Raw genomic sequence first — 26,344 nt, 5'->3', positions numbered from 1 at the left:
TTATGACACAAATCGACTACACCCGCGCCGCCAAGTACTTTTTGCTGCAAGACTTTTGGGTCGGCATGAAGTTGGGGCTGAAGTATTTCTTTGCCCCCAAAGCCACAGTGAACTATCCGCACGAAAAGGGCCCTCTGTCCCCGCGTTTCCGCGGGGAACACGCTCTGCGCCGTTATCCGAACGGTGAAGAGCGCTGCATCGCCTGCAAACTTTGTGAGGCGATCTGCCCGGCTCAAGCGATTACCATCGACGCCGAACCGCGCGAGGACGGTAGCCGCCGCACAACGCGTTACGATATCGACATGACCAAGTGCATCTACTGCGGATTCTGCCAAGAGGCCTGCCCGGTCGATGCCATCGTCGAAGGTCCGAACTTCGAATTCGCCACCGAAACCCGCGAAGAGCTGTTCTACGACAAGGAAAAACTGCTGGACAACGGCGAACGCTGGGAAGCCGAGATTGCCCGTAACCTTGAAATGGACGCACCGTATCGCTGATGGGAACCTGGGGACCACATAGCTTCGACAATGATACGGCGGCTGACCTGCTGGTGTCGCTGGACGGATATGATCAGCCGTTTGAGCGGGCTGAGGCCGTGCGTGCGACCTTTGAAGAGGTTTTCTCGACCACGGTAGAAGATATGGAGGCAGACACCGGCGCAGCGGCTATTGCCGGTGCCGAAATCGTAGCATCAGCCCTTGGACAGCCTCTCGACGGGGCAAAACAGTCATTTGATTTGGCAAAGTCGTTCACATTTTACGACGACACCGTAGGCATGGCGCTGGCCGCGCTAAAGCGGGTGGGCGATGACGACTCGGAACTGGCCGAGCTTTGGGCTGATACTGACGAAACCAAAACTTGGCGTGCCAGCGTTGACGACCTAACAACAAGATTGGTTGCGGCAGCAAAGGCACATGACCTCAGCACCGATTTCGACCCTCCACACCCGGATGAGACGCCAGAAGATGCGCTGCGCGCCGAGGTCGACCGGGTGTATGAGGACATGATGTCCGAAATCGAGCGCCTGGCGGATAAAGCGGACGGTGACCCTCAGGTCGAGGTATTGCGCCATTTGGTGCGCAAGATGAACCTGATCCACAAGGACATCACGAATATGCGGTACTTTGTGGTCGATAGCCTGGATGCGCTGACCGCCCGGATAGACGGTCTGGAGAAGAAAACACAATGACCGATGAGATGAACCCGTTCGCCGCGATGATGAAGCAGGCTCAGGACATGGCCAAGGCGATGAACCCGGCGATGGAGAACTTCTCGCCCAAGGGGTTCGAAGCGCTGTGGCCAACCATGCCGAAAGAGGTCATGGAGATGATGTTCGGCAACACCGTCAACAAGGACGGGCTGGACGCCAAGACCCGCCTGCTGCTGACGTTGGCCGGGCTGACCTGTCAGGGCGCACAGGCGGATGCGGCGGTGCGTCAGACTGTGCGCCATGCTTTGGAAGCGGGTGCCAAGAAACAAGAGATCGTGGAAACGATCGGTCAGATGTCGGTCTTTGCCGGCATCCCGGCCATGACTCGCGCGCTGGATCTGGCGCAAGAGGTCATGGGCGATAACGAGGATGAGGATCAATGACCGTCTTTGCCTTCTACCTGTTTGCCATCAGCGCCATCACCGGCGGGCTGTTCACGGTGATCAGCCGCCAGCCGGTGCATTCAGTGCTGTGGCTGATCCTTGCGTTCCTGTCCTCGGCGGGGTTGTTCGTTCTGCTGGGTGCCGAGTTCGTGGCGATGCTGCTGATAATCGTCTACGTCGGCGCGGTCGCGGTTCTGTTCCTCTTCGTGGTGATGATGCTGGACGTGGACTTTGCCGAGCTTAAGGCCGAGATGGCGCGCTATATGCCGCTGGCTCTGCTGATCGGTCTGGTCATCCTGATGCAGTTCGTCATGGCCTTCGGGGCCTGGGACAGCGCGCAAGGTGCTGCGGCCAATCTGGCGCAGCCGGTTCCGACGGACCGCCACAACACCGAGGCGCTGGGTGTCATCCTTTACGATCAATACTTCCTTCTGTTCCAACTGGCGGGCCTGATCCTGCTGGTGGCCATGATCGGCGCAATCGTGCTGACCCTGCGCCACCGTCAGGACATCAAGCGTCAGGACATCGTCGGCCAGATGATGCGCGACCCGGCCAAAGCGATGGAGTTGAAGGACGTGAAACCGGGGCAAGGGCTTTAAGACGATGATCGGACTTGAACACTATCTTACGGTCGCGGCGACGCTGTTCGTCATCGGCATCTTCGGTCTCTTCCTGAACCGCAAGAACGTCATCATCCTCCTGATGAGCATCGAGTTGATGCTGCTGGCGGTGAATATCAACCTCGTGGCGTTTTCCAGCTTCCTCGGTGATCTGGTCGGGCAGGTGTTTACGCTGTTCGTTCTGACCGTGGCGGCGGCTGAAGCGGCGATTGGTCTGGCCATTCTGGTCTGCTTCTTCCGCAACCGCGGTACCATCGCGGTTGAAGACGTTAATATGATGAAGGGCTGAGAGCACTATGGAAACCACCATCCTCTTTGCCCCTCTTGTGGGTGCGCTGATTTGCGGGTTCTGTTGGAAGTTTATTGGCGAAAAGGCCGCCATGTGGACCGCCACGGGCCTGCTGTTTCTGGCCTGTCTGCTCAGCTGGATCGTGTTCTTCACCTTCGACGGCGTGACCCAGCAGATTGAGATACTGCGCTGGATTGAAAGCGGCTCGTTGTCGACAAGCTGGGCCATTCGTCTGGACCGGTTGACGGCGATTATGCTGATCGTGGTGACAACGGTATCTGCGCTGGTTCACCTATTCTCCTTCGGCTACATGGATCACGACCCGCAATGGCGCGAGGGCGAGAGCTATAAGCCGCGCTTCTTCGCCTATCTATCCTTCTTTACCTTCGCCATGCTGATGCTGGTGACGGCGGACAATCTGGTTCAGATGTTCTTTGGCTGGGAGGGCGTGGGCGTCGCCTCGTACCTTCTGATCGGGTTCTACTATCGCAAACCTTCGGCCAATGCTGCCGCGATCAAGGCTTTTGTGGTGAACCGGGTTGGTGACTTCGGCTTTGCTTTGGGGATTTTTGCGATCTTCTTCCTGACTGACAGCATCAATTTTTCGGACATCTTCGCATCGGCCTCGGACCTGTCGCAGATGCAGCTGAGCTTCCTTTGGGGGGAATGGAACGCGGTTGAGGTGATCTGTGTCCTGCTGTTCATCGGTGCGATGGGCAAGTCGGCGCAGCTGATCCTGCACACCTGGTTGCCGGACGCGATGGAAGGCCCGACACCTGTGTCGGCGCTGATCCACGCCGCAACTATGGTGACCGCCGGTGTCTTTCTGGTTTGCCGCATGTCGCCGCTGATGGAGTTCGCGCCGGGTGCGACCGGGTTCGTCACTGCGCTGGGAGCGACGACGGCGTTCTTCGCTGCGACCGTGGGTCTGGTGCAGACGGACATCAAACGCGTGATTGCGTATTCGACGTGTTCGCAGCTGGGATACATGTTCGTGGCTGCTGGTGTGGGCATGTACTCGGCGGCTATGTTCCACCTGTTCACACACGCTTTCTTCAAGGCTCTTCTGTTCCTTGGTGCGGGATCCGTGATCCACGCCATGCATCACGAGCAGGAGATGACCGAATACGGCGGTCTGCGCAAAAAGATCCCCTATACGTTCTGGGCGATGATGATCGGGACATTGGCCATTACCGGCGTTGGTATCCCCAGCTTTATCGTCACGCTGTTCGGAACGCCCATCGGCTTTGCCGGGTTCGTGTCGAAGGACGCGATCATCGAAAGCTCTTACGCGGCCGGGGCGTCCTACGGGTTCTGGATGCTGGTGATCGCCGCGGTGTTCACCTCGTTCTACAGCTGGCGTCTGATATTCCTGACCTTTTATGGAACACCCCGCGGGGACAAACACACTCATGATCACGCGCATGAAAGCCCGATGGTTATGCTGGTGCCGCTGGGCGTTCTGTCGCTGGGTGCGGTGTTTGCCGGTATGATCTGGTTCAACAGCTTCTTCGGCCACGTTGATCAGGTCGGCAAGTTCTATGGCATCCCTGTTGCCGAAGCGTCCGAGCATGGCGAGGCCGAGGATCACGGCACCGATCACGGCGACGCGGCCCATGCCGACGACGCCCACGGGGACGCGGCGCATGCAGGTGACGACAAGCACGGTGGCAAGCACCACTACAGTTTTGTCGGCGAACCGGGTGAGGGGGCGCTGTACATCGCTCCGGACAACACGGTTCTGGACGATGCCCACGCCGTGCCCAAATGGGTCAAGTTCTCGCCCTTCGTGGCCATGGTGCTGGGCTTTGTCGTCGCCTATTGGTTCTACATTGTGAACACCTCGCTGCCCGCGCGGTTGGCGCAGAACCAGCGACCCCTGTACCTGTTCCTCAAGAACAAGTGGTACTTTGACGAGATCTATGATGCGATCTTCGTGAAACCCACCTTGGCGCTTGGGCGCTTGCTGTGGAAACGCGGTGACGGCAATACGATTGACGGCTTCCTGAATGGTGTCGCGATGGGCGTGGTGCCCTTCTTCACGCGCCTCGCAGGCAAGGCGCAGACCGGTTACATCTTTACTTACGCCTTCTGGATGGTTCTGGGCATTGCGGCCCTTGTCACCTGGATGTCGATCGGCGGAGGCGCACAATAATGGATAACATCCTCTCCATCGTCACGTTCATCCCTGCAGTCGCCGCTGGTATTCTGGCCCTGTTCCTGCATGGTGAGGACGCCGCGGCGCAACGCAATGCGAAATGGGTTGCGCTGGTGGCAACCACGGTGACATTCCTTGTCTCGATCGGCATCTATACCGGCTTTGACCCCTCGAACACCGGCTTCCAGATGGTGGAAGAGGGTGAGTGGTTGCTGGGCCTTAAATACAAGATGGGTGTCGACGGTATCAGCGTTCTGTTCGTGCTGCTGACCACGTTCATCATGCCGCTGACCATTCTGGCCAGCTGGCAGGTCACCGACCGCGTCAAGGAATACATGATCGCCTTCCTTCTGCTGGAAACGCTGATGCTGGGCGTGTTCATGGCGCTGGATCTGGTGCTGTTCTACCTGTTCTTCGAAGCGGGTCTGATCCCGATGTTCCTGATCATTGGTATCTGGGGCGGCAAGGATCGCATTTATGCCAGCTTCAAGTTCTTCCTCTACACCTTCCTCGGCTCGGTGCTGATGCTGGTGGCGATGGTTGCGATGTATGCGGATGCGGGCACCACGGATATTGCGGCGCTGATGACGCATCAGTTCTCGTCCGAAGGATTCAGTGTGCTGGGCGTCTATATCGTTGGAGGCATGCAGACGTTGATGTTCCTGGCGTTCTTCGCGTCCTTTGCAGTGAAAATGCCGATGTGGCCGGTGCACACCTGGTTGCCGGATGCGCACGTTCAGGCCCCAACAGCGGGCTCGGTCGTGCTGGCGGCGATCCTGTTGAAGATGGGCGGATATGGCTTCCTGCGGTTCAGCTTGCCGATGTTCCCTGTGGGCTCGGCGGTGATGACCGATCTGGTGCTTTGGATGTCGGCGATTGCCGTGGTCTACACCTCGCTGGTGGCGCTGGTGCAGGAAGACATGAAAAAGCTGATCGCCTATTCCTCAGTCGCGCATATGGGCTTTGTGACCATGGGTATCTTTGCGGCGAACCAGCAAGGCATTGATGGCGCGATCTTCCAGATGATCAGCCACGGGTTTATCTCTGCCGCGCTCTTCCTGTGTGTCGGCGTGATCTACGACCGGATGCACACCCGCGAGATTGATGCGTACGGAGGTCTGGTGATCCGCATGCCCGCCTACGCGCTGGTCTTCATGCTGTTCACCATGGCCAACGTGGGTTTGCCGGGCACATCCGGGTTTATCGGAGAATTCCTGACCCTGATGGGGGCCTTCCAGGTCAACACATGGGTGACCGCAGTGGCGGCGACCGGTGTGATTTTCTCGGCTGGCTATGCGCTATGGCTCTACCGCCGGGTGGTCTTTGGCGATCTGATCAAGGAAAGCCTGAAGGCGATGACGGACATGAGCTCGCGCGAGCGGCTGATCTTTGCGCCGCTGATCGTGATGACCATCCTGCTGGGTATTTACCCGTCGCTGGTGACCGATGTGATCGGTCAGTCCACCGCCGCGCTGATTTCGAACTATGACACGGCTCTGGCCGCGGCCGAGGCCGTGACCCAGACAGCCGCTTCGCAGTAAGGAGGCTTTGGAGATATGATCCAGGCTGATCTGACAATAATCCTGCCGGAAATCGTTCTGGCTGTATATGCGATGGCGGCGCTGTTGGGGGCTGTCTACACAACGAAGGACGGGCTGGCGCCGGTTTTGGTCTGGACCACTGCAGGCTTGATGGCGCTGCTGGCGATCTGGATTGCCACCAATGGTGATGGCACCAACGTCGCGTTCAACGGGATGTTCATCGATGACGGGTTCGCGCGCTTCTCGAAGGTGGCGATCCTGCTGTCTGCGGCAGCGGTTCTGGTGATGAGCCAGGACTACATGGCCCGCCGTGATCTGTTGCGTTTTGAGTATCCGTTGCTTGTGGCGCTGGCCGCTGTTGGCATGATGATGATGGTCAGCGCGGGCGACCTGATGTCGCTTTACATGGGGCTCGAGCTGCAATCGCTGTCTCTTTATGTCGTGGCTGCCTTGCGCCGGGACAGTGCGAAATCGACCGAGGCCGGTCTGAAGTACTTTGTTCTGGGCGCGCTCAGCTCGGGCTTGCTGCTGTATGGCGCGTCACTGGTCTATGGCTTTACCGGCACAACGCTGTTCTCGGGCATCATCACAACCGTGCGGGACGGCGAGATCTCGGTGGGCCTGCTGTTCGGTCTGGTCTTCCTGATCTCGGGGCTGGCGTTCAAAGTTTCGGCTGTGCCGTTCCATATGTGGACACCGGATGTGTACGAGGGATCGCCCACCCCGATCACCGCGTTTTTTGCCACTGCTCCGAAGGTCGCCGCGATGGCCCTGTTCGCGCGTCTGATGCATGATGCGTTCGGGGGGGTGATCAAGGACTGGCAACAGGTGATCGTCCTGCTTTCGGTTCTGTCGATGTTGCTGGGGGCCGTTGCGGCCATTGGCCAGCGCGACATCAAGCGCCTGATGGCGTTTTCGTCGATCGCTCATATGGGCTATGCGCTGATCGGCCTGGCCGCCGGGACCGAGTTGGGTGTCAAGGCGATGCTGATGTATCTCGCCATCTACGTAACCATGAACATTGGCACATTTGCCTTTATCCTGATGATGGAGCGGGACGGTAAGCCGGTGACGGATATCGACGCGCTGCGACAGTACTCCAAGCGGGAACCGGGTAAGGCGCTCGCCGTTCTGATCCTGATGTTCAGCCTTGCGGGCGTGCCGCCGATGCTGGGTTTCTTCGCCAAGTTCGGTGTCTGGCAGGCGGGTGTCGCTGCGGGGTTGACCGGTTTGGTGATCGTCTCAGCCATCGCCTCGGTCATCGGTGCGTTCTATTATCTGCGGATCGTGTTCTACATGTATTTCGGAGCCGAGAACGAGGACCCGATCGAAACAAACGCCTCTCCGGTTCTTTGGGTTGCCCTCATGGGGTCAGCCGCATTGATGCTGGTCGGTGTGTTCTATCAGTTCGGCGTCGAAGGCGCAGCAGCGGCGGCGGCGGCAACACTTGTCAATTGATATGAGCAGCAGACAAGAACAGGGGGCTCGGTCAGCGGACCGGGCCTTTTTGACATGACAGGCTGGCCGCAGGGATACGGGCTGCACGTCCTGCAAGAAGTCGACAGCACTCTGAACGAGGCCGCCCGCATCGCACCGACGACGCCTGGCCCGGTGTGGATCATGGCCCATCACCAGACCGCCGCGCGCGGACGTCGGGGGCGTGCGTGGGCAAACCCAAAAGGCAACTTGGCAGCCACCCTGTTGCTGCGCCCTCAGGGCAATCCAGAGCAGGCCGCGCTGCGCAGCTTTGTGGCGGCATTGGCTTTGTTCGACGCCTGTGTCGCGGTCACGGGCAGAGCGGCGGGATTGTCGCTGAAATGGCCCAACGATGTTTTGCTGAACGGTGGCAAACTGGCTGGCATTCTACTGGAAAGCACCGGGCAAGGACGCGGTGTTTCGCATCTGTCGATAGGGATCGGTGTGAACCTCTCTGAGGCACCCGGCGCAGATGCGGTCGAGGCTGGTGCAGTTCGCCCCGTCTCGCTTTTGTCCGAAACTGGGGCCAGTGTCACGCCCGAGGACTTTCTGACTGAATTGGCCGCAGCTTATGCTGGCTACGAGGCTCAGTTCGTCACATACGGGTTCGAACCAATCCGAACTGCCTGGCTGTCCCGTGCAGCGCGATTGGGCGAGGTCATTACCGCCCGGACCGCAGCGTCGGAAACGGTCGGAACATTCGAAACGGTGGACGCCGGGGGCAACCTTGTCCTAAACACCGCCAAAGGCCGCGTCAGCATTCCGGCGGCGGATGTGTTTTTCTGAAAGGGGCCCGGATGCTTCTGGCTATCGATTGCGGCAACACGAACACCGTATTCTCGATTTGGGATGGTGAGACGTTCCTGTGCACTCTGCGCACCTCGACCCACCATGCGCGTACGGCGGATGCCTATTTCACCTGGTATTCGACGCTGGTGAAGCACTACGGGATCGAGGCCGAAATCACAGATGTCATCATCGCCTCGACGGTGCCGCGCGTTGTGTTCAATCTGCGGGTCTTTGCGGACCGGTTCTTTGGTTGTCGTCCGCTGGTCGTTGGCAAGCCTGAATGCTTGCTGCCGATGAACCCGCGGGTGGATGAGGGCACAGTGCCGGGCCCCGACCGTCTGGCAAACGCGGCCGCGGCGTTTGATCGCCACGGTGGCAACGTCGTTGTGGTCGATTTTGGCACGGCAACGAACTTTGACGTTGTTGCCGCGGATGGGGCCTACGTTGGCGGCATCATCGCGCCGGGTGTGAACCTCAGCCTGGAGGCGTTGCATCAGGGTGCGGCTGCCTTGCCGCATATTGACATTACCCGTCCGGAAAAAGTGATTGGTACGAATACGGTTGGCTGTATCCAGTCAGGTGTGTATTGGGGCTATTCCGGATTGATCGAGGGGCTGATTTCCCGGATCAAGACCGAATACGGAATGCCGATGAAAGTCGTTGGAACCGGAGGGTTGGCACCTTTGTTCGATCAGGCCGACGTGGGGTTCGACGCAATCGAAGATGATCTGACGATGCACGGCCTGACCGTGATTCATCGCTATAACAAGGACAATGGCTCGATATGAGCAGTGAACGACTGATTTACCTGCCACTGGGCGGGGCCGGCGAAATTGGCATGAACGCCTATGTATACGGCTATGGCAAGCCCGGGCAGGAAAGGCTGATCCTGGTGGATCTGGGCGTCACCTTCCCGGATATGGACACCACCCCGGGCGTTGATCTGATCCACGCGGACATTTCGTGGTTGCGCGAACGCGCCGACCGGTTGGAAGCCGTTTTTGTGACCCACGCCCACGAAGATCACGTGGGCGCCGTGGCGCATTGCTATGAAGCGCTGGGTGCGCCTGTCTACGCGCGGGCTTTCACCGCCAACATCGCGCGGCGCAAGATGGAAGAACATGGCCACCCTGAGGATGCGGTTCGCACCGTTTCCGCTTGGCCGGAACAGGTTTCCACCGGTCCGTTCACAGTAGGCTTCCTGCCTGTTTCGCATTCGATCCCAGAAAGCGCTGCCCTCGTCATCGACACGCCAGAAGGGCGGATCGTGCATTCCGGTGACTTCAAGCTGGACACCAACCCTGTGGTGGGTGAGCCGTTTGATCCCGACCTCTGGGCCGAGGTCGCCAAGCCTGGTGTTAAGGCGTTGGTTTGTGACAGCACCAACGTGTTCTCTCAGCATGCTGGGCGGTCGGAATCCGAAGTTGGCCCCGAGATCACCAAGTTGGTTGAAGAGGCCAACAGCATGGTCGTAGCGACCACCTTTGCGTCGAACGTTGCGCGGGTGAAGACATTGGCCGAGGCGGGTGAACGAGCAGGGCGCTCGGTCGTTCTTCTGGGGCGCGCGATGCGCCGTATGATCGAGGCCGCAACCGAAACCGGCATCCTGTCGAATTTTCCCAAAGTGATCAGCGCCGAAGAGGCGGTGGATCTGCCGCGTCAGAACCTGATGCTGATCGTGACCGGCAGTCAGGGGGAACGCCGCGCTGCCAGCGCTCAGCTGGCGCGGGGAAAGTACCGCAGCATCGAACTGAAAGAGGGCGATCTGTTCCTGTTCTCGTCCAAGACCATCCCCGGCAATGAGCGGGGCGTGATTTTCATCATGAACCAGCTCAGCGAAAAGGGCGTGGATGTGGTGGATGATAGCTCGGGCCTCTATCACGTCTCGGGCCACGCCAACCGTCCGGACCTTGAGAAGGTGCATGCACTGATCGACCCGCAAATGGTCATCCCGATGCATGGCGAGCACCGCCATCTGCGGGAACACGCAAAACTGGCCGAGGCTGGGGGTCGCACTGGTATTTTGGCGGTGAACGGTACGATGGTGGACCTGACTGGCAACGCCCCGCAGGTCGTCGATTATGTGGAAACCGGCCGGACCTATCTGGACGGTACAGTCAAAATCGGCGCTCTGGACGGGGTCGTTCGTGACCGTATTCGTATGGCTCTGAATGGCCACGTCACTGTGACCGTCATTCTGGATGAAGAAGACGAGCCGCTGGGCGAACCGTGGTGCGACACGATGGGCCTGCCCGAGCTTGGATCATCCCGAGCGTCTCTGGTCGAGGTGCTGGAAGAGGACCTGAACCAGTTCCTGATGCGGGCCGATGCCAAGACTTTGCGCGACGATGACAAATTGGAAGAGGCCATGCGCCGGATCGTGCGCCAAACGGCCAGAACCGAAATCGGCAAAAAACCCGAAGTCACGACAGTGATCAGCCGTATGAAGTAAGACTGGCTGAGGGCCTCGCGCCCTCAGTCCGCGTCGGGCATTGAATAACCGCGGAGCTTGAGGAACAGGTTTTCTTCCTCGTTGTTCAGAAAGAACGGCACGGTTTCAGGTGGCGTCAGGTCTGTGACCCGCGCCGCGATCTCTGCCAGAACGACCTCAGTAATGAATGGCAGGTCAAACTCGCGTGCCCGTTTCAGCGGAACCCACTGCAGATGCGATAGCTCGTCTGAGGCATGGCTGAAATCATCCAGATCACTTTGGATCGCGTTCGCGTCTACAAGGAAGAATCTTGCATCAAATCGACGAGGACGTCCGGGCGGGGTAACGGCCCTAAAGACGAACTGAAGCGCTTGGGCCGATGGACGGTATCCCATTTGCGCAAAACCCGCCCAATCCTCAGTCATCGGTCCTGCCCAGCGGTCGGGCTGGCCCAGGATCAGTCCGGTTTCCTCCCAAAGCTCGCGGATAGCAGCCGCAGCTAATGCGTTTTGCAAGCCGGCCTCGGATCGCTCGGCCAGACGGTCGTGGCAAATTGCCGGTAGATCCGTTGCCAAGGCGACATTTGCGTCGGATGCGTCAACGGCTCCGCCGGGGAAGACGAATTTGTTCGGCATAAACGCGGCCTTGGAACCGCGTTGCCCCATCAGAATTGAAGGATTGGTCAGACGGTCCCGCAATACGATGACCGTCGCAGCGTTGCGTATGGCTGTCTTGTCGACCGTCATCCGTTGTCCGACCCGCGATCCCGGATCACTTGGGCTGGCCAAAGCCGTGCATGCGGCGCGCCCACTGATAGGCGACAACGGCGCCTTTCAACCGGGGCAACAAGAACAGCGACAGGGCGGTGCAGCCGATCGCGAAAATCAGGAACATCGTCATAGGCTCGGGCCGCCAATGGACGTAAGACACATGCAACGCGGGCGCCAGCAGGTGACCAACCAGCAGGATCGTCAGATAGGCCGGGCCGTCATCCGCACGATGGTGGAACAATTCTTGCCCGCAGTTCGAGCATTCGTCGTTCACCTTGAGATAACTGTGCAACAGCTTGCCCTCGCCACAGTTTGGGCAGCGGCCGCAGAACCCTTTGATCATTGCAGCCTTTGTCGGGCGCTCTTCCACGTTGGTGGTTTCGATCGTCTGATCTGTCATCTTGATACTCGCGCGTTTCAATGCAGTCGATATAGCGCGTGTTTGGAGCTTGGGGAAAGGGGGGTGCGTCGCTTTGCACCGCTGAACGGCTTCCAAAAAGATTCGAAATTTAGCGACGGAAAACGATCCCAGCAGCGTTTGAACCTATGTAAGCAGCGGCAATGGTGCCGCGAAAACAAGGGAAAACGTTATGAAAAGCGCCAAATTCATTCCGGCAATCGTGGTGTCCGCCATGGCAATCACCGGCACTTCCGTTTTGGCCGCAGGCGGCAAAGATCGCGAATCTGTGACCTTTGAACAGCTTGATGCCAACAGCGATGGGCAGGTGACGAAGGAAGAAATGCAGGCTCATCGGAATCAGCGATTCACCAATGCTGACACTGACGGCGATGGCCAGCTGAGCGTCGAAGAAATGCAGGCCGCTGGCCAACAGAGGGTCAACGACCGCGTGACGAAGATGTTTGAACGCCACGATGCCAACAAGGACGGTTTTCTGAGCGAGGACGAGTTGCCCAAATCGCGCCGGGCTGACAAGATGTTTGACCGTGTCGACGCGAACGACGACGGTACGATTTCGGAACAGGAATTTGCCGATGCCAAAGACAGAATGGGCAAGCGCCACAAGAAACGTGGCAATGCGGACTCTGACGACAGCTGATGCGGGATGGAGGATCTGACCTCTGCTCCACAAGACGTTCGCGACGCGCCTTGCGTCGCGGACGAACTGGGCGACGATGCCTTGCTGCAGCAGTTTGCCGACGGCGATGCTGCCGCGGCGCGCGTCCTGACCGATCGGCTTGCGCCGCGTAGCCTGTCAGTTGCACTGCGGTTTCTGGGCAACCGGGCCGAGGCCGAAGACGTTACGCAAGAGGCAATGATGCGCCTTTGGCAGATGGCCCCTGACTGGGTGCCGGGTCAGGCCAAGGTGTCGACATGGCTCTATCGTGTGACGCTGAACCTCTGCGTTGATCTGCGCCGTAAGAAGACACCAGACAGGTTGGCGGATGTACCGGAACCCGAAGATGAAGAAGCTAGCGCCGCAGATCGGCTGCAGGACGCGGCTCGCAAGGATGCGCTGCAGGTGGCGCTGTCACAGTTGCCGGATCGCCAAAGACAAGCCGTTGTTTTGCGGCATATAGAAGAATTGCCCAACCCGGAGATCGCCGGGATCATGGGGATTTCGGTCGAAGCGGTGGAAAGCCTGACGGCACGAGGAAAACGGTCTCTGACGGCGATACTGGCCGGACGACGTGATGAACTGGGGTATGACGATGACTGACGACAAAGACAATCTGGATCTGTTGTTCGCCCAGGCGCGACAAGACCGTCAGGACTTGCCGGATGACCTGGCCGTGCGCATTCTGACCGATGCAGAAACCGTGCGGCTGGCCCGGTTGAATCCCAAGCCAGTCAAGGCGGCCCCGCCGTGGAGGCGAATTCTGACCGGTCTCGGGGGCTGGCAAGGCATGAGCGGATTGGCCGCCGCGAGTGTGGCCGGGGTCTGGATCGGCTTTTCCGCGCCCGGGTTTTTGCCCGATCCGGCAACGATCCTGTATCCGCAAGAGACCAGCTTTGTGGTCGCGGACCTGAGCCTGGATACAAGTTTTCTGGAGGACGCCGAATGAGCGATAGCCCCAAACCCAAAAGCCGCTGGATGTCGGTACTGTTGATCCTTTCCCTGGCGTTGAACCTTTTGATCGTCGGCGTCGCGCTTGGCACCGTGTTGCGCGTCAAAGGGGGTGATCACGCGAAATCTCCGCCGGGTTTTGGTTCGGCACTCTATCGGGCTTTGCCTAAGGACGAGCGCAAGGCCATGCGGGGAGAGCTTTTTGATCGCCACAGAAAAGGGGCCAAGACCCGCTCTCAGGACTTTGTAGCGCTCAGCGTGGCGTTGCGGGCTGAGCCGTTTGATCCAGAGGCAGTTCAGGTGCTTTTGGATCAACAGGCACAATCCATGGCGGATTTGCAGGATGCTCTGCAGCAGGAGTGGCTGACCCGGGTTATCGCCATGAGCGCAGAAGAGCGTCTGGTGTATGCTGATCGGTTGGAAGAGGTCGTCAAACACGGCCCACGCGGCCACAAGAGAAAGGACTGAGAGGGTCAGGCGGCGCTCTGCCTGACCCTGACTTGATTCCGCCCGGCCTTCTTTGCGGCATAAAGCGCACTGTCGGCAGATCTGATCAGCCGCTCCAGCGGTTCGTTCTGAGGAAGGGGTGGGTTTGGCGACGTCATGCCGATACTGATGGTCACCGGCACTGGGGTTTCGCAATCCGGCAGTGTGAACGGCGTCTTGCTGATGCAGTTGCGCACTGTTTTGGCCAGTTCCATCGCTTCGGCCCTAGAGCTGTCGGGCAGGCCGATCATGAATTCTTCGCCTCCGATCCGGGCGACAAACCCGCCTGATCCGACCGTATGCTCCATACGCTTGGCCGCTTCGGTAAGAACCAGGTCTCCACCAACATGCCCAAAGCGGTCATTGATGGCTTTGAAGTGATCCAGGTCGGCCAGCATAACAACGAAACCGCGACCAGTGCGCGAAGGCTTTCTGGCCATCTGATCCATCGCCTGCATGGCATAGCGCCGGTTGTGCAGCCCGGTCAGCGGATCGATCCAGCATTCCGCGATACCCCGACGCAATGTCGCGCGCATCTGATCGGTACGGTTTTTTCGCGCGATTTGGTTCTCCAGGCGCAACACAACTTCTTCGACGCAGAACCCGCCCATGCAGACAGCATCTGCCCCGCGGTCCAGGGCTTCGGATGCGAGCGCCGTGTCATTTTCGGCCACCACAGCAACCAACACCGTATTACGTGTGGCCCCGCGCGATTTCAGATCGGCCAGGGGGCTTAAGCCCGGCGCGGTTTTGCCAACTTCGACCACGATTGCATCCGCAACAGGGCCCGATAACAAGGCCTGCAGGTTGGAAGACGTGTGTGCCGAAAGGCTATGGCGCAGCCGACCGGACAGCGCCTTCATCCACAACGCACCGGTGCGCGCGGTCTGCGCCAGAATGGCGACACGGGCTGATCTGGGGGGCGAGATCGGCGTGGCGGCTGGTTCGGCAAATCCGATGGGCTGCGATCCGCCTCCAAGCTTCAGTTCCTGCGCTTCGGCGCGAGAACGCAACAGGCTGCGCACGCGGGCCAGCAACAGGGTGTCCTTGAAAGGATGGGCGAGCACGTCATCCAGCCCTTCGGCCAGAGCGTTCAGGCGCGCCGTCTTGTCGTTCTGCGGAGCAATCGCCACCACCGGAACATCGACCATATCCGGGTCGGCCATCACCACCTGTTTGACATCCGCAGCGGTGCCGTCGGGCAGTGTCTGAGCGGCCAGCACCAGATCGGGGCGCGTGCGGCGCAGCAGCCCGGGCAGACCATGCAGGCGGTCGCCCTGAACGACGTGATACCACGCCGCCGTCAGCTGAACCTTCAGCATTATGCGATTGGTCGAAGTCCCGTCGAGGACAAGGATGGTTCCCTGCACGGACATATCAGTCACCGTTGATTGCATGCGTTGCCAAAGTGTTTATGAGTCTGGTTAACAAACCCTTTCCAAGCACATGCCCGAGGCCGCTTTATGCCGATCACCGCCCAATCTGCCGAAACGCTTGCCCTGAATGTCCTTGGATGGCTGGTCGGAAATGATGAACTGCTGCCGATCTTTCTGGGCTCGACCGGTGCGTCCGCCGGTGATCTGCGCGCGCGCGCCGGCGAGACCGAGTTTCTGAGTTCGGTTCTAGAATTTCTGATGCTTGACGATTCGTGGGTGATCGCCTTTTGTGACGCCAATTCCGTGCCCTATGACCTGCCAGGTCAGGCGCGGGCGGTTCTGTCCGGTGGCGGTGATGTGCACTGGACATAGGCAAACTCACTGACAGGAGCATATGATGCCCATCGACGCGATCTTGTTCGACAAGGACGGAACACTTTTTGACTTTGCGAACACATGGGGCGGTTTCGGTCGCAGCGTGTTGGAAAAACTGTCGGATGGTGATCCTGAACGCATCGCTGTTCTTGGCCAAGCGATTGGTTTTGACCCGGTCTCAGAAGAATACGCCGAAGACAGCGTCGTCATCGCCGGTACGGTCGAAGAAGTCGCCGACGCGCTAGCGGCCCACTTCTCGGACATGACCCGCGACGAGCTGATTGATGTTTTAAACGTAGAATCAGCCACTGCTCCGCAGGCCCCGGCTGTTCCGCTGATCCCGTTCCTGGACGGTTTACGGCAGGCTGGGCTCAAGCTGGGGGTAGCGACGAATGACGGCGAAATGCCTGCGCTGCAACATCTGGCCTCGGTTGGAATTCGCGACCATTTCGACTTTGTCGCGGGGTATGACAGCGGGCATGGGTTCAAGCCCGGACCGGGACAGTTGATCGCATTTGCCTCGCATGTTGGGGTCGATCCCTCGCGTGTGGCGATGGTGGGCGACAGTCTGCATGATCTGCAAGCAGGCCGCGCGGCGGGTATGACGACGATCGGCGTCTTGACCGGCCTTGCCCCGGCCGAGGCTTTGGCGCCGATGGCGGATGTGGTGCTGCCGGATATTGGCCATATCCCCGCCTGGTTGGCCGCAAACTGACCCGCTTGTGACCGATTTCGACGGTCCGGAACAAAAAACCGACAAACCTTGTCGCAGACAGAGCGGCGATTTTGTTGACTTCGGTGCTTGCTTGCCAAAAGCAAGTTCCGGAGGGCTCTTATGGCTGACACACAGACACGCAAACGTCGCGGCGGGGGACGGGCCGGTGCAGCCGCACGTAGAGGCAGTGCGGTCATCGATCAGATGCCGTGGAACCCGCCGATCAATATCGACAAGCCCACGGAACCGCTGGATCAGGCCGGGATCGAAGCAATCCATGAGGGGGCCATGCGCATCCTCGAAGAGATCGGTATCGAGTTCTACAACGAAGAAGCCATCGCCATCCTGAAAGAGGCCGGCTGCACAATCACCGGCGACAACGTCCGTATGGGCCGCGATTTCGTGATGGAGATGATCGGCAAAGCGCCCTCCAGCTTTACCATCACACCGCGCAACCCGGACAAGACGATTGAGGTGGGTGGCAAAACGCTGTTGTTCGGCAATGTGTCGTCCCCGCCGAATTACTGGGATCTAGAAATAGGCACCAAGGTCTCGGGCAATCGTGAGATGTGCCGGAACCTGCTGAAACTGACGCAGTACTTTAACTGCATCCATTTCGCGGGCGGTTACCCGGTCGAGCCGGTCGATATTCACGCCAGCGTTCGGCATCTGGATGTGCTCTATGACAAGCTGACGCTCACCGACAAGGCGATGCATGCCTATTCGCTGGGCAAAGAGCGCGTCGAAGACGTGATGGAGATGGTGCGCATTGCCGGTGGTCTGAGCCATGAGGAGTTCGAAGCGACTCCGCACATGTACACCAACATCAATTCCACCTCGCCGCTAAAGCACGACCACCCGATGATTGATGGGTGCCTGCGTCTTGCGCGGCGCGGGCAGGCGATTGTCGTGACTCCATTCACGCTGGCTGGGGCGATGGCGCCGGTCACGATGGCCGGGGCTGTGGCGCAATCGCTGGCCGAGGCCTTGTGCGCGATTGCCCTGTTCCAGTATGTCCGGCCCGGAATTCCCTGCGTTATCGGGACGTTTACGTCCAATGTTGACATGAAATCCGGCGCGCCCGCCTTTGGAACGCCCGAGTATATGCGCTCGACCCAAATGACCGGCCAAATGGCGCGTTACTATGGCTTGCCGATGCGCTCGTCAGGTGTTTGTGCCGCGAACGTGCCGGACGGGCAGTCGATATGGGAGACGTCCAACTCGCTTTGGGCGGCGGTGCAGTCGGGCACCAATATGGTGTACCACGCTGCCGGATGGTTAGAGGGTGGTCTGATCGCCAGCCCCGAGAAATTCATCATGGATTGCGAGATTCTACAGCAAATCCAACGGTATATGCAGCCAGAGATCACAGCGACCGGCCCGGATGAGATTGCGCTGGATGCGATCAAGTCGGTTGGGAATGATGGCCATTTCTTTGGCATTCAACACACGCAGGATCGCTACACCAGCGCATTCTATCAGCCGTTCCTGAGTGATTGGAAAAATTACGAAGGCTGGGATGTTGCGGGTGGCATTTGGACGGCAGAACGTGCCCATCACATGTTCAAGGAAATCGTCACCAGCTTTGAGCCCCCGGCGATGGATGATGGCATCCGTGACGAACTGGCCGATTTTGTTGCCCGCCGTAAGGCCGAGGGCGGTGCGCCAACTGATTTCTAGTGTAAATGCAAAGACTTCCAGATTGAGACTCGGTTGGATTTTCGAAATTTGGAAATCCGCCTTGGCTATTTGTTAAGGATTGTCTGAGCAGATTGGGGTGTAAACCAATCTGGGGCATCCTATGCATGGTCTGATCAATCGGGCGATTCAGTCCTTTGTCTGCGCGACCTACGGGCAATCCTGCTGGCTGCGAGTCACTGAGGCAGCTGGACTGGGATTCACCGAGTTTGAGGCGATGCTGATCTATGAGGATTCGATGACCACGCGCGTTCTGGATGCGCTGTCTGCGGACCTCAATCGCCCCCAGTCCGAGATACTTGAGGATCTAGGGACTTATCTTGTCTCGCACCCCAATATGGAAGGTCTGCGACGCCTTTTGCGGTTCGGCGGCGTGACATATGTCGAGTTTTTGCATTCTCTCGATGATCTATCGGACCGGGCCAGGCTGGCGGTCTCAGACCTGCGCTTGCCGATCCTAGAGCTGTGCGAGGTGTCACCGGCGGAGTACCAACTGCACTGCTTTCCTGGCTTGCCGGGCTATGCCAGCGTGATGGTCGGTGTACTTCGGGCGGTGGCTGATGACTATGGTGCTTTGGCGATGTTGTCGCATGAGGGGCAACAAGGGGATGTCGAGGTGATCACCATTGTGCTGGTGGAAAGCGCGTTTGCCGAAGGACGGCATTTCGATCTGGGAGCGCGAGGAACATGATGGATACAGCCAACCTTTCAACGCTTTTGGAAACCTTGTGCCCGATGTTCGTGATGGTGGACGGTGAGGGCAAGATCTTGAACGCCGGGCCGACCTTGCAGAAACTGCGACCCGATCAGCCCATGAAAGGCCGGGCGTTCCCGGATCTGTTCGAATTGGTTCGCCCCCGTACGATCACAACGATACCGGCACTGCTGTCTTTGGCCGGGGGCAAAGTGCATCTAAAGTTTCACGACGAACCCCGAACCGCGCTAAAGGGGCTGATCGCGCCATTGCCGGACGGCAATGGGGCCATCATCAACCTGTCTTTCGGAATTTCGATTCTGGATGCGGTTCGGGATTACGCTCTGACCAGCGCTGATTTCTCAGGGACGGATCTCGCTATCGAACTGCTCTATCTGGTTGAGGCAAAGTCCGCTGCCATGGAGGCGTCGCGTTCGCTGAACCTACGATTGCAGGGCGCCATGCTGGCAGCCGAAGAGCAGGCCGTTACCGACATGCTAACCGGGCTAAAAAACCGCCGGGCGATGGACCTGGTTCTCGGCCACCTAATCTCTGGCGGTTCCGCCTTTGCCTTGATGCATCTGGATCTTGATTACTTTAAAAGCGTAAATGACCGTCTGGGCCATGCAGCAGGGGATTTCGTGCTCCAACAGGCCGCCCGCATTATGGAGGAGGAGACGCGGAATGAAGATACGGTTGCCCGTATTGGCGGCGATGAATTTGTCATCATTTTCAAAAGCCTCGTGGACGAAGCTGTCCTGTCCGATATTGCCGCGCGTCTGATCAAGCGGTTGCGTCAGCCCATGATGTTTCAAGGGGCACCCTGTCAGGTTTCGGCCAGTGTTGGCACCGCCTTGTCTACGCAGTTCAACACTCCGGACGCGGCAGAACTGCTAAACGCCGCGGATCAAGCGCTGTATGAGGCCAAGCGTCAGGGCCGCTCGCGTCACTGCCTGTACTCGAGCTTGGGTGAAGCCGGGATCAAGACAGCCAGTTCTCACTAATTTCAACAGGAGTGTCTCAGGAAAACGCTTTGCTGAGGGTTCGGGCAATGTGGTGTTTGATCGGTGGTAGGTCCCCGACCACCGGCATAACGTGCCCTTTGAATTTAGCGCTCTTTAACTCCCGCGGCACATCTTCCAGGACGTGACCCCCGGTACAGGCAAAGAAGGGCAGGCACAGGGCCCTATCCCCTGCGTTGCTTGCAGCTTCGGCAATGGACGGAGCTTCTTCGACAAAGCCGACGCGGATGGACCGGAAAGGCAGGTGATCTGCCAGATCAGCGGCAAACGCATTGGCTACGGCCGATGGATTACGGCTGCGGCCTGATCCGTGCGCCGCCAGCACAAGGTTTGTTTCCGCGGCGTCCCAATCATGTTGGGCCAGCGCGTTTTGCAACGCAGCAGCGGCGAGGCCGGGCAAGTCTGCATCGACGCCCAACGGGTCAAGGATTTGAATGGCACGCGCGCCCAAACGCTTGGGCAAGGCGCTGGTCACAAACCACCCTTTGGCCATGAAAAGCGGATAAATTACAGTATCTTCGGGAAGCGCATCCAGCCGCGCCTCAAGTCGCCCTGGTGCTGCCAGAGTTGCAGAGCCTACGCTGATCCCATCGCAAAACGCATCGACCTCGGCCGCGTATGCGGCCAGCGCGGCCTCGGCAGGTTCGGGATCGGACGGTTGGCCATGGGCGACAATTAGGGCGTGCGGCATTCAGCTTGTTCCTGTGGTTTTTTCGATAGGTGTTTCGCGACGCGGCAATGTCAATCCGTTGGACCGAAAGCTACCCTAATAATGTCAGCCAGAGCCAGACAGTCAGGATCGAAACGGCGGTTCCCACCAAAACGGATGAGGCCGCGACACGTTTTGCCCGTCCGTACATGTTGGCAAAAATATAGGCATTGAACCCGGGGGCCATTGCTGCGTTCAAAACGCCCGAGCGGAAAAGGTCCTGGGGCAGGCCGACGGTTGAACCAAATAGCCACACAAGGCTGGGGTGCAGCATAAGTGAGACAAGACAGACAAACGCGATTGTGCGCAGGTCGCCTTCGGGTTTGTATTTTACAAGCACGCCGCCAAGCGCAAACAGCGCGCCAGGAAGGGCAGCGCGGGTAATGAGGCCCAAGGCCTCGTCCACGACTGCAGGCACACTGAACCCCGACAGGTTCACGATAAACCCAAGTGCGATGCCAAGGATCAATGCGTTGCGGAACATGGCCGACAGGATGGATTTGACCATGCGAGGGCCGCCATGACCTCGGTTTCGGATCACTTCCATCACCGTGATGCCGACGCCGTAGCAAAAGGGCGAGTGGAAGGCGATGATCGCATAGTTCCCCGTCAAGTTGTCCGGGCCATAGGCGCGTTCGGTAATCGGCAGGCCCAGCAGGACGGAGTTTGAGAACAGGCAGCAGAACCCGATGGCAACGCAATCCTCCCAATCGCGGCCAAAAATGAAACGCGCGCCGAACAGACCGGCGGTGAAACATAATCCCGCTGCGGTGTAAAAGCTCGCCAGAAGCCGGGGGTCGAAACTGGCGCTCAAATCCAGATGCGAGATCGCCAAAAACAGAAGGCACGGGATTGCAAAGCCTTGGGTGAACTTCATCAACCCGTCGATGTGGATTTCCTTGAAATACCCCAAGCGGGTCGAGGCGTAACCCGCTCCGATCACAAGGAAAACTGGTAGAATGACGTCGATCAGGCTTTGGAGCATGTCACCACTTTGCGGGATGGGCCGACAGGCGGGCGGATGTGCCGAGTGTCGGTTGCGTGGAGGTTTATAGCGCCTGGTGGATCACCATTCCGTCATAGGCCGGGGTAATGTGGTCAGCGGTTTCTGCATCGACCGTGGCATAGTCCAGATCGATGTGCATGTTTGTCAGAACCGCGCGTTTGGGTTGCAACTGTTCGATCCAACCCAGTGTTTTTTCCAGATGTGCATGGGTGGGATGAGGCGTCCGGCGCAGCGCGTCGATCACTAGGCAATCCAGGCCTTCCATAGCTGGCCAGGCGTCATCATAGATTTCGGCGACGTCGGGCAGATAGGCCAGATTCCCCATCCGAAAACCCAGCGAGTCGATTGATCCGTGGTTCACCTTGAAAGGTTGAAACGGGATCGGACCACCGGGTCCGTCTACTTCGAAAGGCCCATCGATGGATTTCAGATCAAGGATCGGCGGGTAGGGCGAGCCCTCGGGTTGAATGAAAGCGTAGCCGAACCGGCCCAACAGGGCATTCTGCGTATCGCCATCAGCCCAAACGGGGACGCGTTCGCGCATGTTGAACACAATCATGCGAAGATCGTCGATGCCGTGCACGTGGTCCGCATGAGAGTGGGTGTAAATCACCCCATCCAGACGTCCGGTGTCGCTGTCCAGCAATTGACTGCGCATATCCGGCGTGGTGTCGATCAGGACCGAGGTCGTACCATCCGGTCCGTCCCTTTCCACTAGCATCGAGCAGCGGCGCCGGATATTCCTCGGGTTCTCGGGGTCGCAGTCTCCCCAGTGACCGCCCAGCCGGGGGACGCCGCCAGAAGATCCGCAGCCGAGGATTGTGCAGCGCAATTCGGTCATGCAGCCGCCTTGTAGGTCGCGGCCTTGGTAAACAGCCGGTCGAAATTGGCCTGCGTCTGTGCAGCGAAATCAGCGTAGTCCATACCAAACACCTCGGCCCCTTTGCGCGCAGTGTGGGCGGTATAGGCGGGTTCGTTTCGTTTGCCACGGTATGGGGGCGGCGCGAGATAAGGCGCGTCGGTTTCCACAAGAATGCGGTCAACCGGGGCGCTGGCGAATATATCGCGCAGTTCCTGACTTTTGGGGAAGGCGGCAATGCCCGACATGGAGAGGTAAAACCCCAAGTCCAGAGCGGCCTTGGCCAGCTCGGCCGTCGACGAAAAGCAGTGCATCACGCAAAAATAGGGCGCATTGCGGTGTTCTTCCGCCAGAATGCGCGCCATGTCGTCATCAGCAGCCCGCGCGTGGATGATCAGCGGCAGACCGGTGCGTTGGGCCGCTTCGATATGGATGCGCAGGGATTGTTTCTGCACCTCGGCGCTGTCGGCGGTGTAGTGATAGTCCAGCCCGGTTTCTCCGATGCCCACAAACTTGGGATGCGCAGACAGGGAAATGAGTTCATCGACCGTCGCCATAGGCTCATCTGCGGCGCTCATGGGGTGCGTCCCGGCGGCGTAGAACACCTGGGCATGGGTCTCTGCGATGGCGCGGACCGTTGGTTCATTCCGCAAGCGCGTGCAGATGGTCACCATACGGGTCACGCCTGCTTCGGCGGCGTTTGCCACAATCTGGTCCAGCTGACCTTCGAAATCGGGGAAGTCCAGATGGCAATGGCTGTCGGTGATTTGGGGGGTATTGCTCATCTGCTCTGACCGGCGGTTTCCTGTATCTTGAATACCGTATCTAGGACCAGAGCCGCAGGGTCAAGGTTCACCGCCTGCCCGTGGCGCGCACGGGCTGTGATCACCGCGGCGACCTCGGCCCATTTGCGGGCCTGGTGTGGGGTGGCAGACAAGCGGGTCAGCGTTTCGGCCTCATTCGGGGCGGCCTCGGGCATAGGGGCGTTTCCGGTTGCGCCGGTCAGGGCAAGGCGGGATAGCGCGACGTCGATCAGGGTCAACAGCAGCTCGAAGCGTTCAGCAGCGCCTCGTTGCGCAGCGGCCTCGGCCAAGGCCAGCGCGCGTTGGCGATCCATGCGGGGCAGGGTGCCCAGAATGGCGATCAGTTCGGCGTAAATCTCCAGACCGCCCAGGTTGATCAAACGCACTGCGTCGCCGACGGACCCGGCGGCCAGGGCGGCCAGATAGTCACTGTTCTCAGGAAGCTGCGCGCCGGACTGCATCAATGCGGCTTGCATATCATCGGGTCCCAGCGGCGACAGTCGCAGTGTTCGGCACCGGGACCGGATTGTAGGCAAAAGGCGTGAGGGCTGGTGCGAGATCAACAGAAGAGTGGTGCGGGCCGGCGGCTCTTCGAGCATTTTGAGCAGGGCGTTTGCTGCGCTGACATTCATTTCATCCGCGGAATCCACAATCACCACCCGGCGACCGCCATCGGTCGAGGACAGGCCAAAAAATTTGCCCAGCTTGCGGATATCGTCCACAACGATCTCGCTCCGCAGCCGACCCTGATCGTTCAGCGACCGGGTGATCGCCGCCAGCCCGGGTTCAGCTCCGGCCAGAATACGATGAGCGACCGGGTGTTCCGGATCAATCTCTAGACTTTCGGGCGGAGGCGGGGCGCCGAACAGCCCATCTTCCTCTGCCAGAGGTGTCGCCAGCAGGAACCGGGCGATCCGCCAAGCCAGTGTAGCTTTGCCTACGCCGCGGGGGCCGGTGATCAGCCAGCCATGGTGCAGCCGTTCAGAGTTGAAGGCGTTCAGGAAAGCCAGTTCAGCCGCGTCCTGCCCAAACAGGCGCTGCGTTTCGCGCGGGTGCGGGGCACCGGGGGCCTGATCCGGGGTCGGGGTGTCGTCGCTCATCTATCGTCTATCGCAATGCTTGCAGAACGATATCTGTCACATCCTGTGCAACACTGTCCATGTCTCGGTTGCCGTCGATAACCCGGAAACGGTCGGAAAACTCATCCGCCAGGGCCAGAAAGCCCGCGCGCATTTGTTGCTGCAGGTCCAGGCCGAAATCTTCGAACCGTTCTTCGGTACCTTGTCGCCCTTTGGCGCGGGACAGGCCGATCTCCGGGTCCATGTCGATCAGCAAAGTCAGATCGGGTTCGCGCCGGATCATCAGGCTGTGGAGTTGGTCCACCACACCCCGCAGATCGCCACGTGACAGGCCTTGGTACATGCGCGTGCTATCGGCAAAGCGGTCGCAGATCACCACTTTCCCATCGGCCAGAGCGGGTTCGATCGTGCGTTCCAGATGGTCACGGCGCGCGGCGGTGAACAGCAGGATTTCCGTCTCGGCCGACCAGCGATCCGGATCACCTTCCAGAACAAGGCTGCGAATTTCCTCGGCGCCCGGGGACCCGCCGGGCTCGCGCGTCAGAACGACGTCACGGCCCTGGCCGCGCAGATGTTCGGCCAGCATGCGTGCTTGTGATGACTTTCCAGACCCGTCAATGCCTTCGAAGGTCAGAAACAACCCGGATTTCGTCACAATGCGTCCAATGGATTGCCGATTACGTCGGTCAGGACGATGCCGCCCACGGTCATCATGCGCACCACGAAGCCTCCGGTCGCGACGCTTTCCGAGGCCACCAGAGGCCGCCGGATTTCTGGCAGGCCTTCGGGTTTAATCACCAGCTCGGCCAGCTTCTGGCCCTTTTCGATCGGCGCGTTGACCGGGCCGTCATAGACCACTTCGGCTTCGATGTTTTTGTCGCCAAGGACCGGGAACAGCAGGGACAGCTCTTCTTCGGGTACCAGCCCGACGGTCTTTTGCGCCCCCATCCATACCTGTGCTTCGGCTATTGGTTTGTCCGTGTTGGCAACTGTCCTCTCGACAAAATTGCGAAACGACCAGTTAACCACGGCCTCAGCCTCCTCTGCCCGACGCGCGGTGGAATCGAGACCCGTGAGAACAAAGATCACCCGGCGGTCGCCCTGCTTGGCCGATCCGACAAGGCCATAACCCGCCTCTTGCGTGTGACCGGTTTTTAGGCCGTCGGCACCGATCCCCAGCTTCAGCAGCGGGTTGCGGTTGCGTTTGTTCGAAGGCGCGCGGCCGTCGAACTCAAACTCTTCCTCGGCGAACAAAGGATAGTATTCCGGGAAATCGGTAATCAGCCGATTGGCCAGAACAGCAAGGTCATGCACCGACATCATGTGCCCGGCCGCTGGCCAGCCGTTCGAGTTGGCAAAGTTCGAGTGGTCCATACCCATCTGCTGGGCGCGTTGGGTCATGTAGCGGGCAAATCCGGCTTCGGTCCCGTCAGGGCTGAGCGCCTCGGCGATGACCACGCAGGCATCGTTACCGGACAACACGATGATGCCGCGCAACAGGTCTTCGACCGTCACCCGGTCTTGTGTGTTCAGGAACATGGTCGAGCCGCCATAGCTCATCGCGTGTTCGGACACGGGCAGGGTTTCATTCAGTGTTAGACGACCATCACGCAGCGCCTCGAACGCCACATAAAGCGTCATCAACTTGGACATGGATGCGGGCGGCAAAGGTTGGTCTGCGTCCTTAGACAGCAGAACAGTACCGGTCGTCTGATCCATCACATAAGCCGCGCGGGCCTGAGTGTCGAAGGCGTGAGCGGGCAAGGCAAACAGTGCCAGCCCGAGGGTCAAAACAGATGATCGCAGTGAGGACAGCACGGGAGCCTCC

30 protein-coding genes are annotated in these 26,344 nt (G+C 59.2%); 20 read left to right on the top strand and 10 right to left on the bottom strand.

Going from position 1 to position 26,344, the window contains the following annotated elements; translation table 11 throughout:
• Nucleotides 1-2: 2 nt before the first annotated feature.
• The 11 genes from nuoI to J7416_RS11435 are packed head-to-tail and all read left to right on the top strand — an operon-like array spanning nucleotide 3 to nucleotide 10,918.
• Nucleotides 3-497 carry an NADH-quinone oxidoreductase subunit NuoI gene (gene nuoI / locus J7416_RS11485; protein WP_039524264.1) on the top strand — a complete coding sequence of 165 codons (495 nt, stop codon included), beginning with the start codon at nucleotides 3-5 and terminating at the stop codon, nucleotides 495-497.
• Entirely contained in the window at nucleotides 497-1,189 is a 693-nt protein-coding gene (locus J7416_RS11480; RefSeq protein WP_209224895.1) for a DUF4259 domain-containing protein, read from the top strand. The genes nuoI and J7416_RS11480 overlap by 1 nt, the downstream gene beginning before the upstream one ends.
• On the top strand, nucleotides 1,186-1,593 hold the full coding sequence (locus J7416_RS11475; protein WP_209224894.1) for a carboxymuconolactone decarboxylase family protein: 408 nt from the start codon (nucleotides 1,186-1,188) through the stop codon (nucleotides 1,591-1,593). The genes J7416_RS11480 and J7416_RS11475 overlap by 4 nt, the downstream gene beginning before the upstream one ends.
• Complete coding sequence (locus J7416_RS11470; protein ID WP_209224893.1) at nucleotides 1,590-2,192, top strand: NADH-quinone oxidoreductase subunit J; 603 nt, start codon at nucleotides 1,590-1,592, stop codon at nucleotides 2,190-2,192. The genes J7416_RS11475 and J7416_RS11470 overlap by 4 nt, the downstream gene beginning before the upstream one ends.
• A gap of 4 nt (nucleotides 2,193-2,196) precedes the next feature.
• Complete coding sequence (gene nuoK, locus J7416_RS11465) at nucleotides 2,197-2,502, top strand: NADH-quinone oxidoreductase subunit NuoK (protein ID WP_005984024.1); 306 nt, start codon at nucleotides 2,197-2,199, stop codon at nucleotides 2,500-2,502.
• Between the two features lie 7 nt (nucleotides 2,503-2,509).
• The gene (gene nuoL / locus J7416_RS11460) at nucleotides 2,510-4,657 is read left to right on the top strand and encodes an NADH-quinone oxidoreductase subunit L (RefSeq protein ID WP_209224892.1); all 2,148 of its coding nucleotides are present in this window, start codon (nucleotides 2,510-2,512) and stop codon (nucleotides 4,655-4,657) included.
• The gene (locus tag J7416_RS11455; RefSeq protein WP_209224891.1) at nucleotides 4,657-6,201 is read left to right on the top strand and encodes an NADH-quinone oxidoreductase subunit M; all 1,545 of its coding nucleotides are present in this window, start codon (nucleotides 4,657-4,659) and stop codon (nucleotides 6,199-6,201) included. The genes nuoL and J7416_RS11455 overlap by 1 nt, the downstream gene beginning before the upstream one ends.
• Before the next feature lie 15 nt (nucleotides 6,202-6,216).
• Nucleotides 6,217-7,659: an NADH-quinone oxidoreductase subunit NuoN gene (gene nuoN / locus J7416_RS11450; RefSeq protein ID WP_209224890.1), complete on the top strand. Its 1,443-nt coding sequence runs from the start codon at nucleotides 6,217-6,219 to the stop codon at nucleotides 7,657-7,659.
• A 54-nt stretch (nucleotides 7,660-7,713) separates the two neighbouring features.
• Nucleotides 7,714-8,463, top strand: coding sequence for a biotin--[acetyl-CoA-carboxylase] ligase (locus J7416_RS11445; RefSeq protein WP_209224889.1), 750 nt, complete (start codon nucleotides 7,714-7,716; stop codon nucleotides 8,461-8,463).
• 11 nt (nucleotides 8,464-8,474) lie between these two features.
• Nucleotides 8,475-9,254, top strand: a complete 780-nt coding sequence (locus tag J7416_RS11440) for a type III pantothenate kinase (protein ID WP_209224888.1) — start codon at nucleotides 8,475-8,477, stop codon at nucleotides 9,252-9,254.
• Entirely contained in the window at nucleotides 9,251-10,918 is a 1,668-nt protein-coding gene (locus J7416_RS11435) for a ribonuclease J (RefSeq protein WP_209224887.1), read from the top strand. Before J7416_RS11440 ends, J7416_RS11435 begins: the two co-directional genes overlap by 4 nt.
• A 23-nt stretch (nucleotides 10,919-10,941) precedes the next feature.
• Here J7416_RS11435 and J7416_RS11430 read toward each other — a convergent pair whose 3' ends face one another.
• Together J7416_RS11430 and J7416_RS11425 are read right to left on the bottom strand one after the other, a co-directional pair.
• Nucleotides 10,942-11,643: an NUDIX hydrolase gene (locus J7416_RS11430; protein WP_209224886.1), complete on the bottom strand. Its 702-nt coding sequence runs from the start codon at nucleotides 11,641-11,643 to the stop codon at nucleotides 10,942-10,944.
• Between the two features lie 25 nt (nucleotides 11,644-11,668).
• Complete coding sequence (locus tag J7416_RS11425; protein WP_209224885.1) at nucleotides 11,669-12,067, bottom strand: DUF983 domain-containing protein; 399 nt, start codon at nucleotides 12,065-12,067, stop codon at nucleotides 11,669-11,671.
• A 190-nt stretch (nucleotides 12,068-12,257) separates the two neighbouring features.
• Between J7416_RS11425 and J7416_RS11420 the strand changes: the two genes are divergently transcribed.
• From J7416_RS11420 to J7416_RS11405, 4 genes are read left to right on the top strand one after another with little or no spacing between them, the layout of a single operon-like run.
• The gene (locus tag J7416_RS11420) at nucleotides 12,258-12,725 is read left to right on the top strand and encodes an EF-hand domain-containing protein (RefSeq protein ID WP_209224884.1); all 468 of its coding nucleotides are present in this window, start codon (nucleotides 12,258-12,260) and stop codon (nucleotides 12,723-12,725) included.
• 6 nt (nucleotides 12,726-12,731) lie between these two features.
• The gene (locus J7416_RS11415) at nucleotides 12,732-13,346 is read left to right on the top strand and encodes an RNA polymerase sigma factor (protein ID WP_209224883.1); all 615 of its coding nucleotides are present in this window, start codon (nucleotides 12,732-12,734) and stop codon (nucleotides 13,344-13,346) included.
• Nucleotides 13,339-13,692, top strand: a complete 354-nt coding sequence (locus J7416_RS11410; protein ID WP_247744245.1) for a hypothetical protein — start codon at nucleotides 13,339-13,341, stop codon at nucleotides 13,690-13,692. Before J7416_RS11415 ends, J7416_RS11410 begins: the two co-directional genes overlap by 8 nt.
• Nucleotides 13,689-14,162: a periplasmic heavy metal sensor gene (locus J7416_RS11405; protein WP_209224882.1), complete on the top strand. Its 474-nt coding sequence runs from the start codon at nucleotides 13,689-13,691 to the stop codon at nucleotides 14,160-14,162. Before J7416_RS11410 ends, J7416_RS11405 begins: the two co-directional genes overlap by 4 nt.
• A gap of 5 nt (nucleotides 14,163-14,167) precedes the next feature.
• Here the strand turns inward: J7416_RS11405 and J7416_RS11400 are convergent, their stop codons facing one another.
• Nucleotides 14,168-15,556: a diguanylate cyclase gene (locus J7416_RS11400; protein WP_209224881.1), complete on the bottom strand. Its 1,389-nt coding sequence runs from the start codon at nucleotides 15,554-15,556 to the stop codon at nucleotides 14,168-14,170.
• An 87-nt stretch (nucleotides 15,557-15,643) separates the two neighbouring features.
• Here J7416_RS11400 and J7416_RS11395 point away from each other — a divergent pair, with 87 nt between their 5' ends.
• The 5 genes from J7416_RS11395 (at nucleotide 15,644) to J7416_RS11375 (ending at nucleotide 20,042) form a co-directional block, all read left to right on the top strand.
• Nucleotides 15,644-15,928: a DUF3572 domain-containing protein gene (locus J7416_RS11395; RefSeq protein WP_209224880.1), complete on the top strand. Its 285-nt coding sequence runs from the start codon at nucleotides 15,644-15,646 to the stop codon at nucleotides 15,926-15,928.
• A 25-nt stretch (nucleotides 15,929-15,953) separates the two neighbouring features.
• Nucleotides 15,954-16,646: an HAD family hydrolase gene (locus tag J7416_RS11390; RefSeq protein ID WP_209224879.1), complete on the top strand. Its 693-nt coding sequence runs from the start codon at nucleotides 15,954-15,956 to the stop codon at nucleotides 16,644-16,646.
• A gap of 120 nt (nucleotides 16,647-16,766) precedes the next feature.
• Nucleotides 16,767-18,326: a trimethylamine methyltransferase family protein gene (locus tag J7416_RS11385; protein ID WP_209224878.1), complete on the top strand. Its 1,560-nt coding sequence runs from the start codon at nucleotides 16,767-16,769 to the stop codon at nucleotides 18,324-18,326.
• A gap of 121 nt (nucleotides 18,327-18,447) precedes the next feature.
• Nucleotides 18,448-19,035, top strand: coding sequence for a heme NO-binding domain-containing protein (locus tag J7416_RS11380; RefSeq protein ID WP_209224877.1), 588 nt, complete (start codon nucleotides 18,448-18,450; stop codon nucleotides 19,033-19,035).
• Entirely contained in the window at nucleotides 19,032-20,042 is a 1,011-nt protein-coding gene (locus J7416_RS11375; RefSeq protein ID WP_209224876.1) for a diguanylate cyclase, read from the top strand. The genes J7416_RS11380 and J7416_RS11375 overlap by 4 nt, the downstream gene beginning before the upstream one ends.
• A 16-nt stretch (nucleotides 20,043-20,058) precedes the next feature.
• Here the strand turns inward: J7416_RS11375 and J7416_RS11370 are convergent, their stop codons facing one another.
• The 7 genes from J7416_RS11370 to J7416_RS11340 form a co-directional block, all read right to left on the bottom strand.
• Nucleotides 20,059-20,751, bottom strand: a complete 693-nt coding sequence (locus J7416_RS11370) for a CbiX/SirB N-terminal domain-containing protein (RefSeq protein ID WP_209224875.1) — start codon at nucleotides 20,749-20,751, stop codon at nucleotides 20,059-20,061.
• Nucleotides 20,752-20,821: 70 nt separating this feature from the next.
• A complete protein-coding gene (locus tag J7416_RS11365) occupies nucleotides 20,822-21,754 on the bottom strand; it encodes an AEC family transporter (protein WP_209224874.1) in 933 nt (310 codons plus the stop codon).
• A gap of 64 nt (nucleotides 21,755-21,818) precedes the next feature.
• A complete protein-coding gene (locus J7416_RS11360; RefSeq protein WP_209224873.1) occupies nucleotides 21,819-22,616 on the bottom strand; it encodes an MBL fold metallo-hydrolase in 798 nt (265 codons plus the stop codon).
• Entirely contained in the window at nucleotides 22,613-23,419 is an 807-nt protein-coding gene (locus J7416_RS11355; protein ID WP_209224872.1) for a TatD family hydrolase, read from the bottom strand. Before J7416_RS11355 ends, J7416_RS11360 begins: the two co-directional genes overlap by 4 nt.
• Nucleotides 23,416-24,537 carry a DNA polymerase III subunit delta' gene (locus tag J7416_RS11350; RefSeq protein WP_209224871.1) on the bottom strand — a complete coding sequence of 374 codons (1,122 nt, stop codon included), beginning with the start codon at nucleotides 24,535-24,537 and terminating at the stop codon, nucleotides 23,416-23,418. Before J7416_RS11350 ends, J7416_RS11355 begins: the two co-directional genes overlap by 4 nt.
• A 7-nt stretch (nucleotides 24,538-24,544) precedes the next feature.
• Nucleotides 24,545-25,171, bottom strand: coding sequence for a dTMP kinase (tmk, locus tag J7416_RS11345; RefSeq protein ID WP_209224870.1), 627 nt, complete (start codon nucleotides 25,169-25,171; stop codon nucleotides 24,545-24,547).
• Complete coding sequence (locus tag J7416_RS11340) at nucleotides 25,168-26,334, bottom strand: D-alanyl-D-alanine carboxypeptidase family protein (RefSeq protein WP_348540263.1); 1,167 nt, start codon at nucleotides 26,332-26,334, stop codon at nucleotides 25,168-25,170. The genes tmk and J7416_RS11340 overlap by 4 nt, the downstream gene beginning before the upstream one ends.
• Between the last annotated feature and the right edge of the window lie 10 nt (nucleotides 26,335-26,344).

Source organism: Ruegeria sp. R14_0, from assembly GCF_017743975.1.
Lineage (GTDB): Bacteria > Pseudomonadota > Alphaproteobacteria > Rhodobacterales > Rhodobacteraceae > Ruegeria.
Note: the sequence above shows the minus strand (reverse complement) of the source record. Positions and strands in the feature narration are given on the sequence as shown.

Bases quoted from the DNA above. Each gene is read 5' to 3' on its own strand.
- J7416_RS11420 (WP_209224884.1), top strand. From the start codon at position 12,258: ATGAAAAGCGCCAAATTCATTCCGGCAATCGTGGTGTCCGCCATGGCA.
- J7416_RS11390 (WP_209224879.1), top strand. From the start codon at position 15,954: ATGCCCATCGACGCGATCTTGTTCGACAAGGACGGAACACTTTTTGAC.
- J7416_RS11380 (WP_209224877.1), top strand. From the start codon at position 18,448: ATGCATGGTCTGATCAATCGGGCGATTCAGTCCTTTGTCTGCGCGACC.
- J7416_RS11395 (WP_209224880.1), top strand. From the start codon at position 15,644: ATGCCGATCACCGCCCAATCTGCCGAAACGCTTGCCCTGAATGTCCTT.
- J7416_RS11445 (WP_209224889.1), top strand. From the start codon at position 7,714: ATGACAGGCTGGCCGCAGGGATACGGGCTGCACGTCCTGCAAGAAGTC.
- nuoK (WP_005984024.1), top strand. From the start codon at position 2,197: ATGATCGGACTTGAACACTATCTTACGGTCGCGGCGACGCTGTTCGTC.
- J7416_RS11455 (WP_209224891.1), top strand. From the start codon at position 4,657: ATGGATAACATCCTCTCCATCGTCACGTTCATCCCTGCAGTCGCCGCT.
- J7416_RS11410 (WP_247744245.1), top strand. From the start codon at position 13,339: ATGACTGACGACAAAGACAATCTGGATCTGTTGTTCGCCCAGGCGCGA.
- J7416_RS11370 (WP_209224875.1), bottom strand. From the start codon at position 20,751: ATGCCGCACGCCCTAATTGTCGCCCATGGCCAACCGTCCGATCCCGAA.
- J7416_RS11355 (WP_209224872.1), bottom strand. From the start codon at position 23,419: ATGAGCAATACCCCCCAAATCACCGACAGCCATTGCCATCTGGACTTC.
- J7416_RS11470 (WP_209224893.1), top strand. From the start codon at position 1,590: ATGACCGTCTTTGCCTTCTACCTGTTTGCCATCAGCGCCATCACCGGC.
- nuoL (WP_209224892.1), top strand. From the start codon at position 2,510: ATGGAAACCACCATCCTCTTTGCCCCTCTTGTGGGTGCGCTGATTTGC.
- nuoN (WP_209224890.1), top strand. From the start codon at position 6,217: ATGATCCAGGCTGATCTGACAATAATCCTGCCGGAAATCGTTCTGGCT.
- J7416_RS11440 (WP_209224888.1), top strand. From the start codon at position 8,475: ATGCTTCTGGCTATCGATTGCGGCAACACGAACACCGTATTCTCGATT.
- J7416_RS11375 (WP_209224876.1), top strand. From the start codon at position 19,032: ATGATGGATACAGCCAACCTTTCAACGCTTTTGGAAACCTTGTGCCCG.
- J7416_RS11385 (WP_209224878.1), top strand. From the start codon at position 16,767: ATGGCTGACACACAGACACGCAAACGTCGCGGCGGGGGACGGGCCGGT.
- J7416_RS11350 (WP_209224871.1), bottom strand. From the start codon at position 24,537: ATGAGCGACGACACCCCGACCCCGGATCAGGCCCCCGGTGCCCCGCAC.
- J7416_RS11415 (WP_209224883.1), top strand. From the start codon at position 12,732: ATGGAGGATCTGACCTCTGCTCCACAAGACGTTCGCGACGCGCCTTGC.
- J7416_RS11480 (WP_209224895.1), top strand. From the start codon at position 497: ATGGGAACCTGGGGACCACATAGCTTCGACAATGATACGGCGGCTGAC.
- J7416_RS11365 (WP_209224874.1), bottom strand. From the start codon at position 21,754: ATGCTCCAAAGCCTGATCGACGTCATTCTACCAGTTTTCCTTGTGATC.
- J7416_RS11360 (WP_209224873.1), bottom strand. From the start codon at position 22,616: ATGACCGAATTGCGCTGCACAATCCTCGGCTGCGGATCTTCTGGCGGC.
- J7416_RS11400 (WP_209224881.1), bottom strand. From the start codon at position 15,556: ATGTCCGTGCAGGGAACCATCCTTGTCCTCGACGGGACTTCGACCAAT.
- J7416_RS11430 (WP_209224886.1), bottom strand. From the start codon at position 11,643: ATGACGGTCGACAAGACAGCCATACGCAACGCTGCGACGGTCATCGTA.
- J7416_RS11435 (WP_209224887.1), top strand. From the start codon at position 9,251: ATGAGCAGTGAACGACTGATTTACCTGCCACTGGGCGGGGCCGGCGAA.
- J7416_RS11475 (WP_209224894.1), top strand. From the start codon at position 1,186: ATGACCGATGAGATGAACCCGTTCGCCGCGATGATGAAGCAGGCTCAG.
- J7416_RS11405 (WP_209224882.1), top strand. From the start codon at position 13,689: ATGAGCGATAGCCCCAAACCCAAAAGCCGCTGGATGTCGGTACTGTTG.
- J7416_RS11425 (WP_209224885.1), bottom strand. From the start codon at position 12,067: ATGACAGATCAGACGATCGAAACCACCAACGTGGAAGAGCGCCCGACA.
- nuoI (WP_039524264.1), top strand. From the start codon at position 3: ATGACACAAATCGACTACACCCGCGCCGCCAAGTACTTTTTGCTGCAA.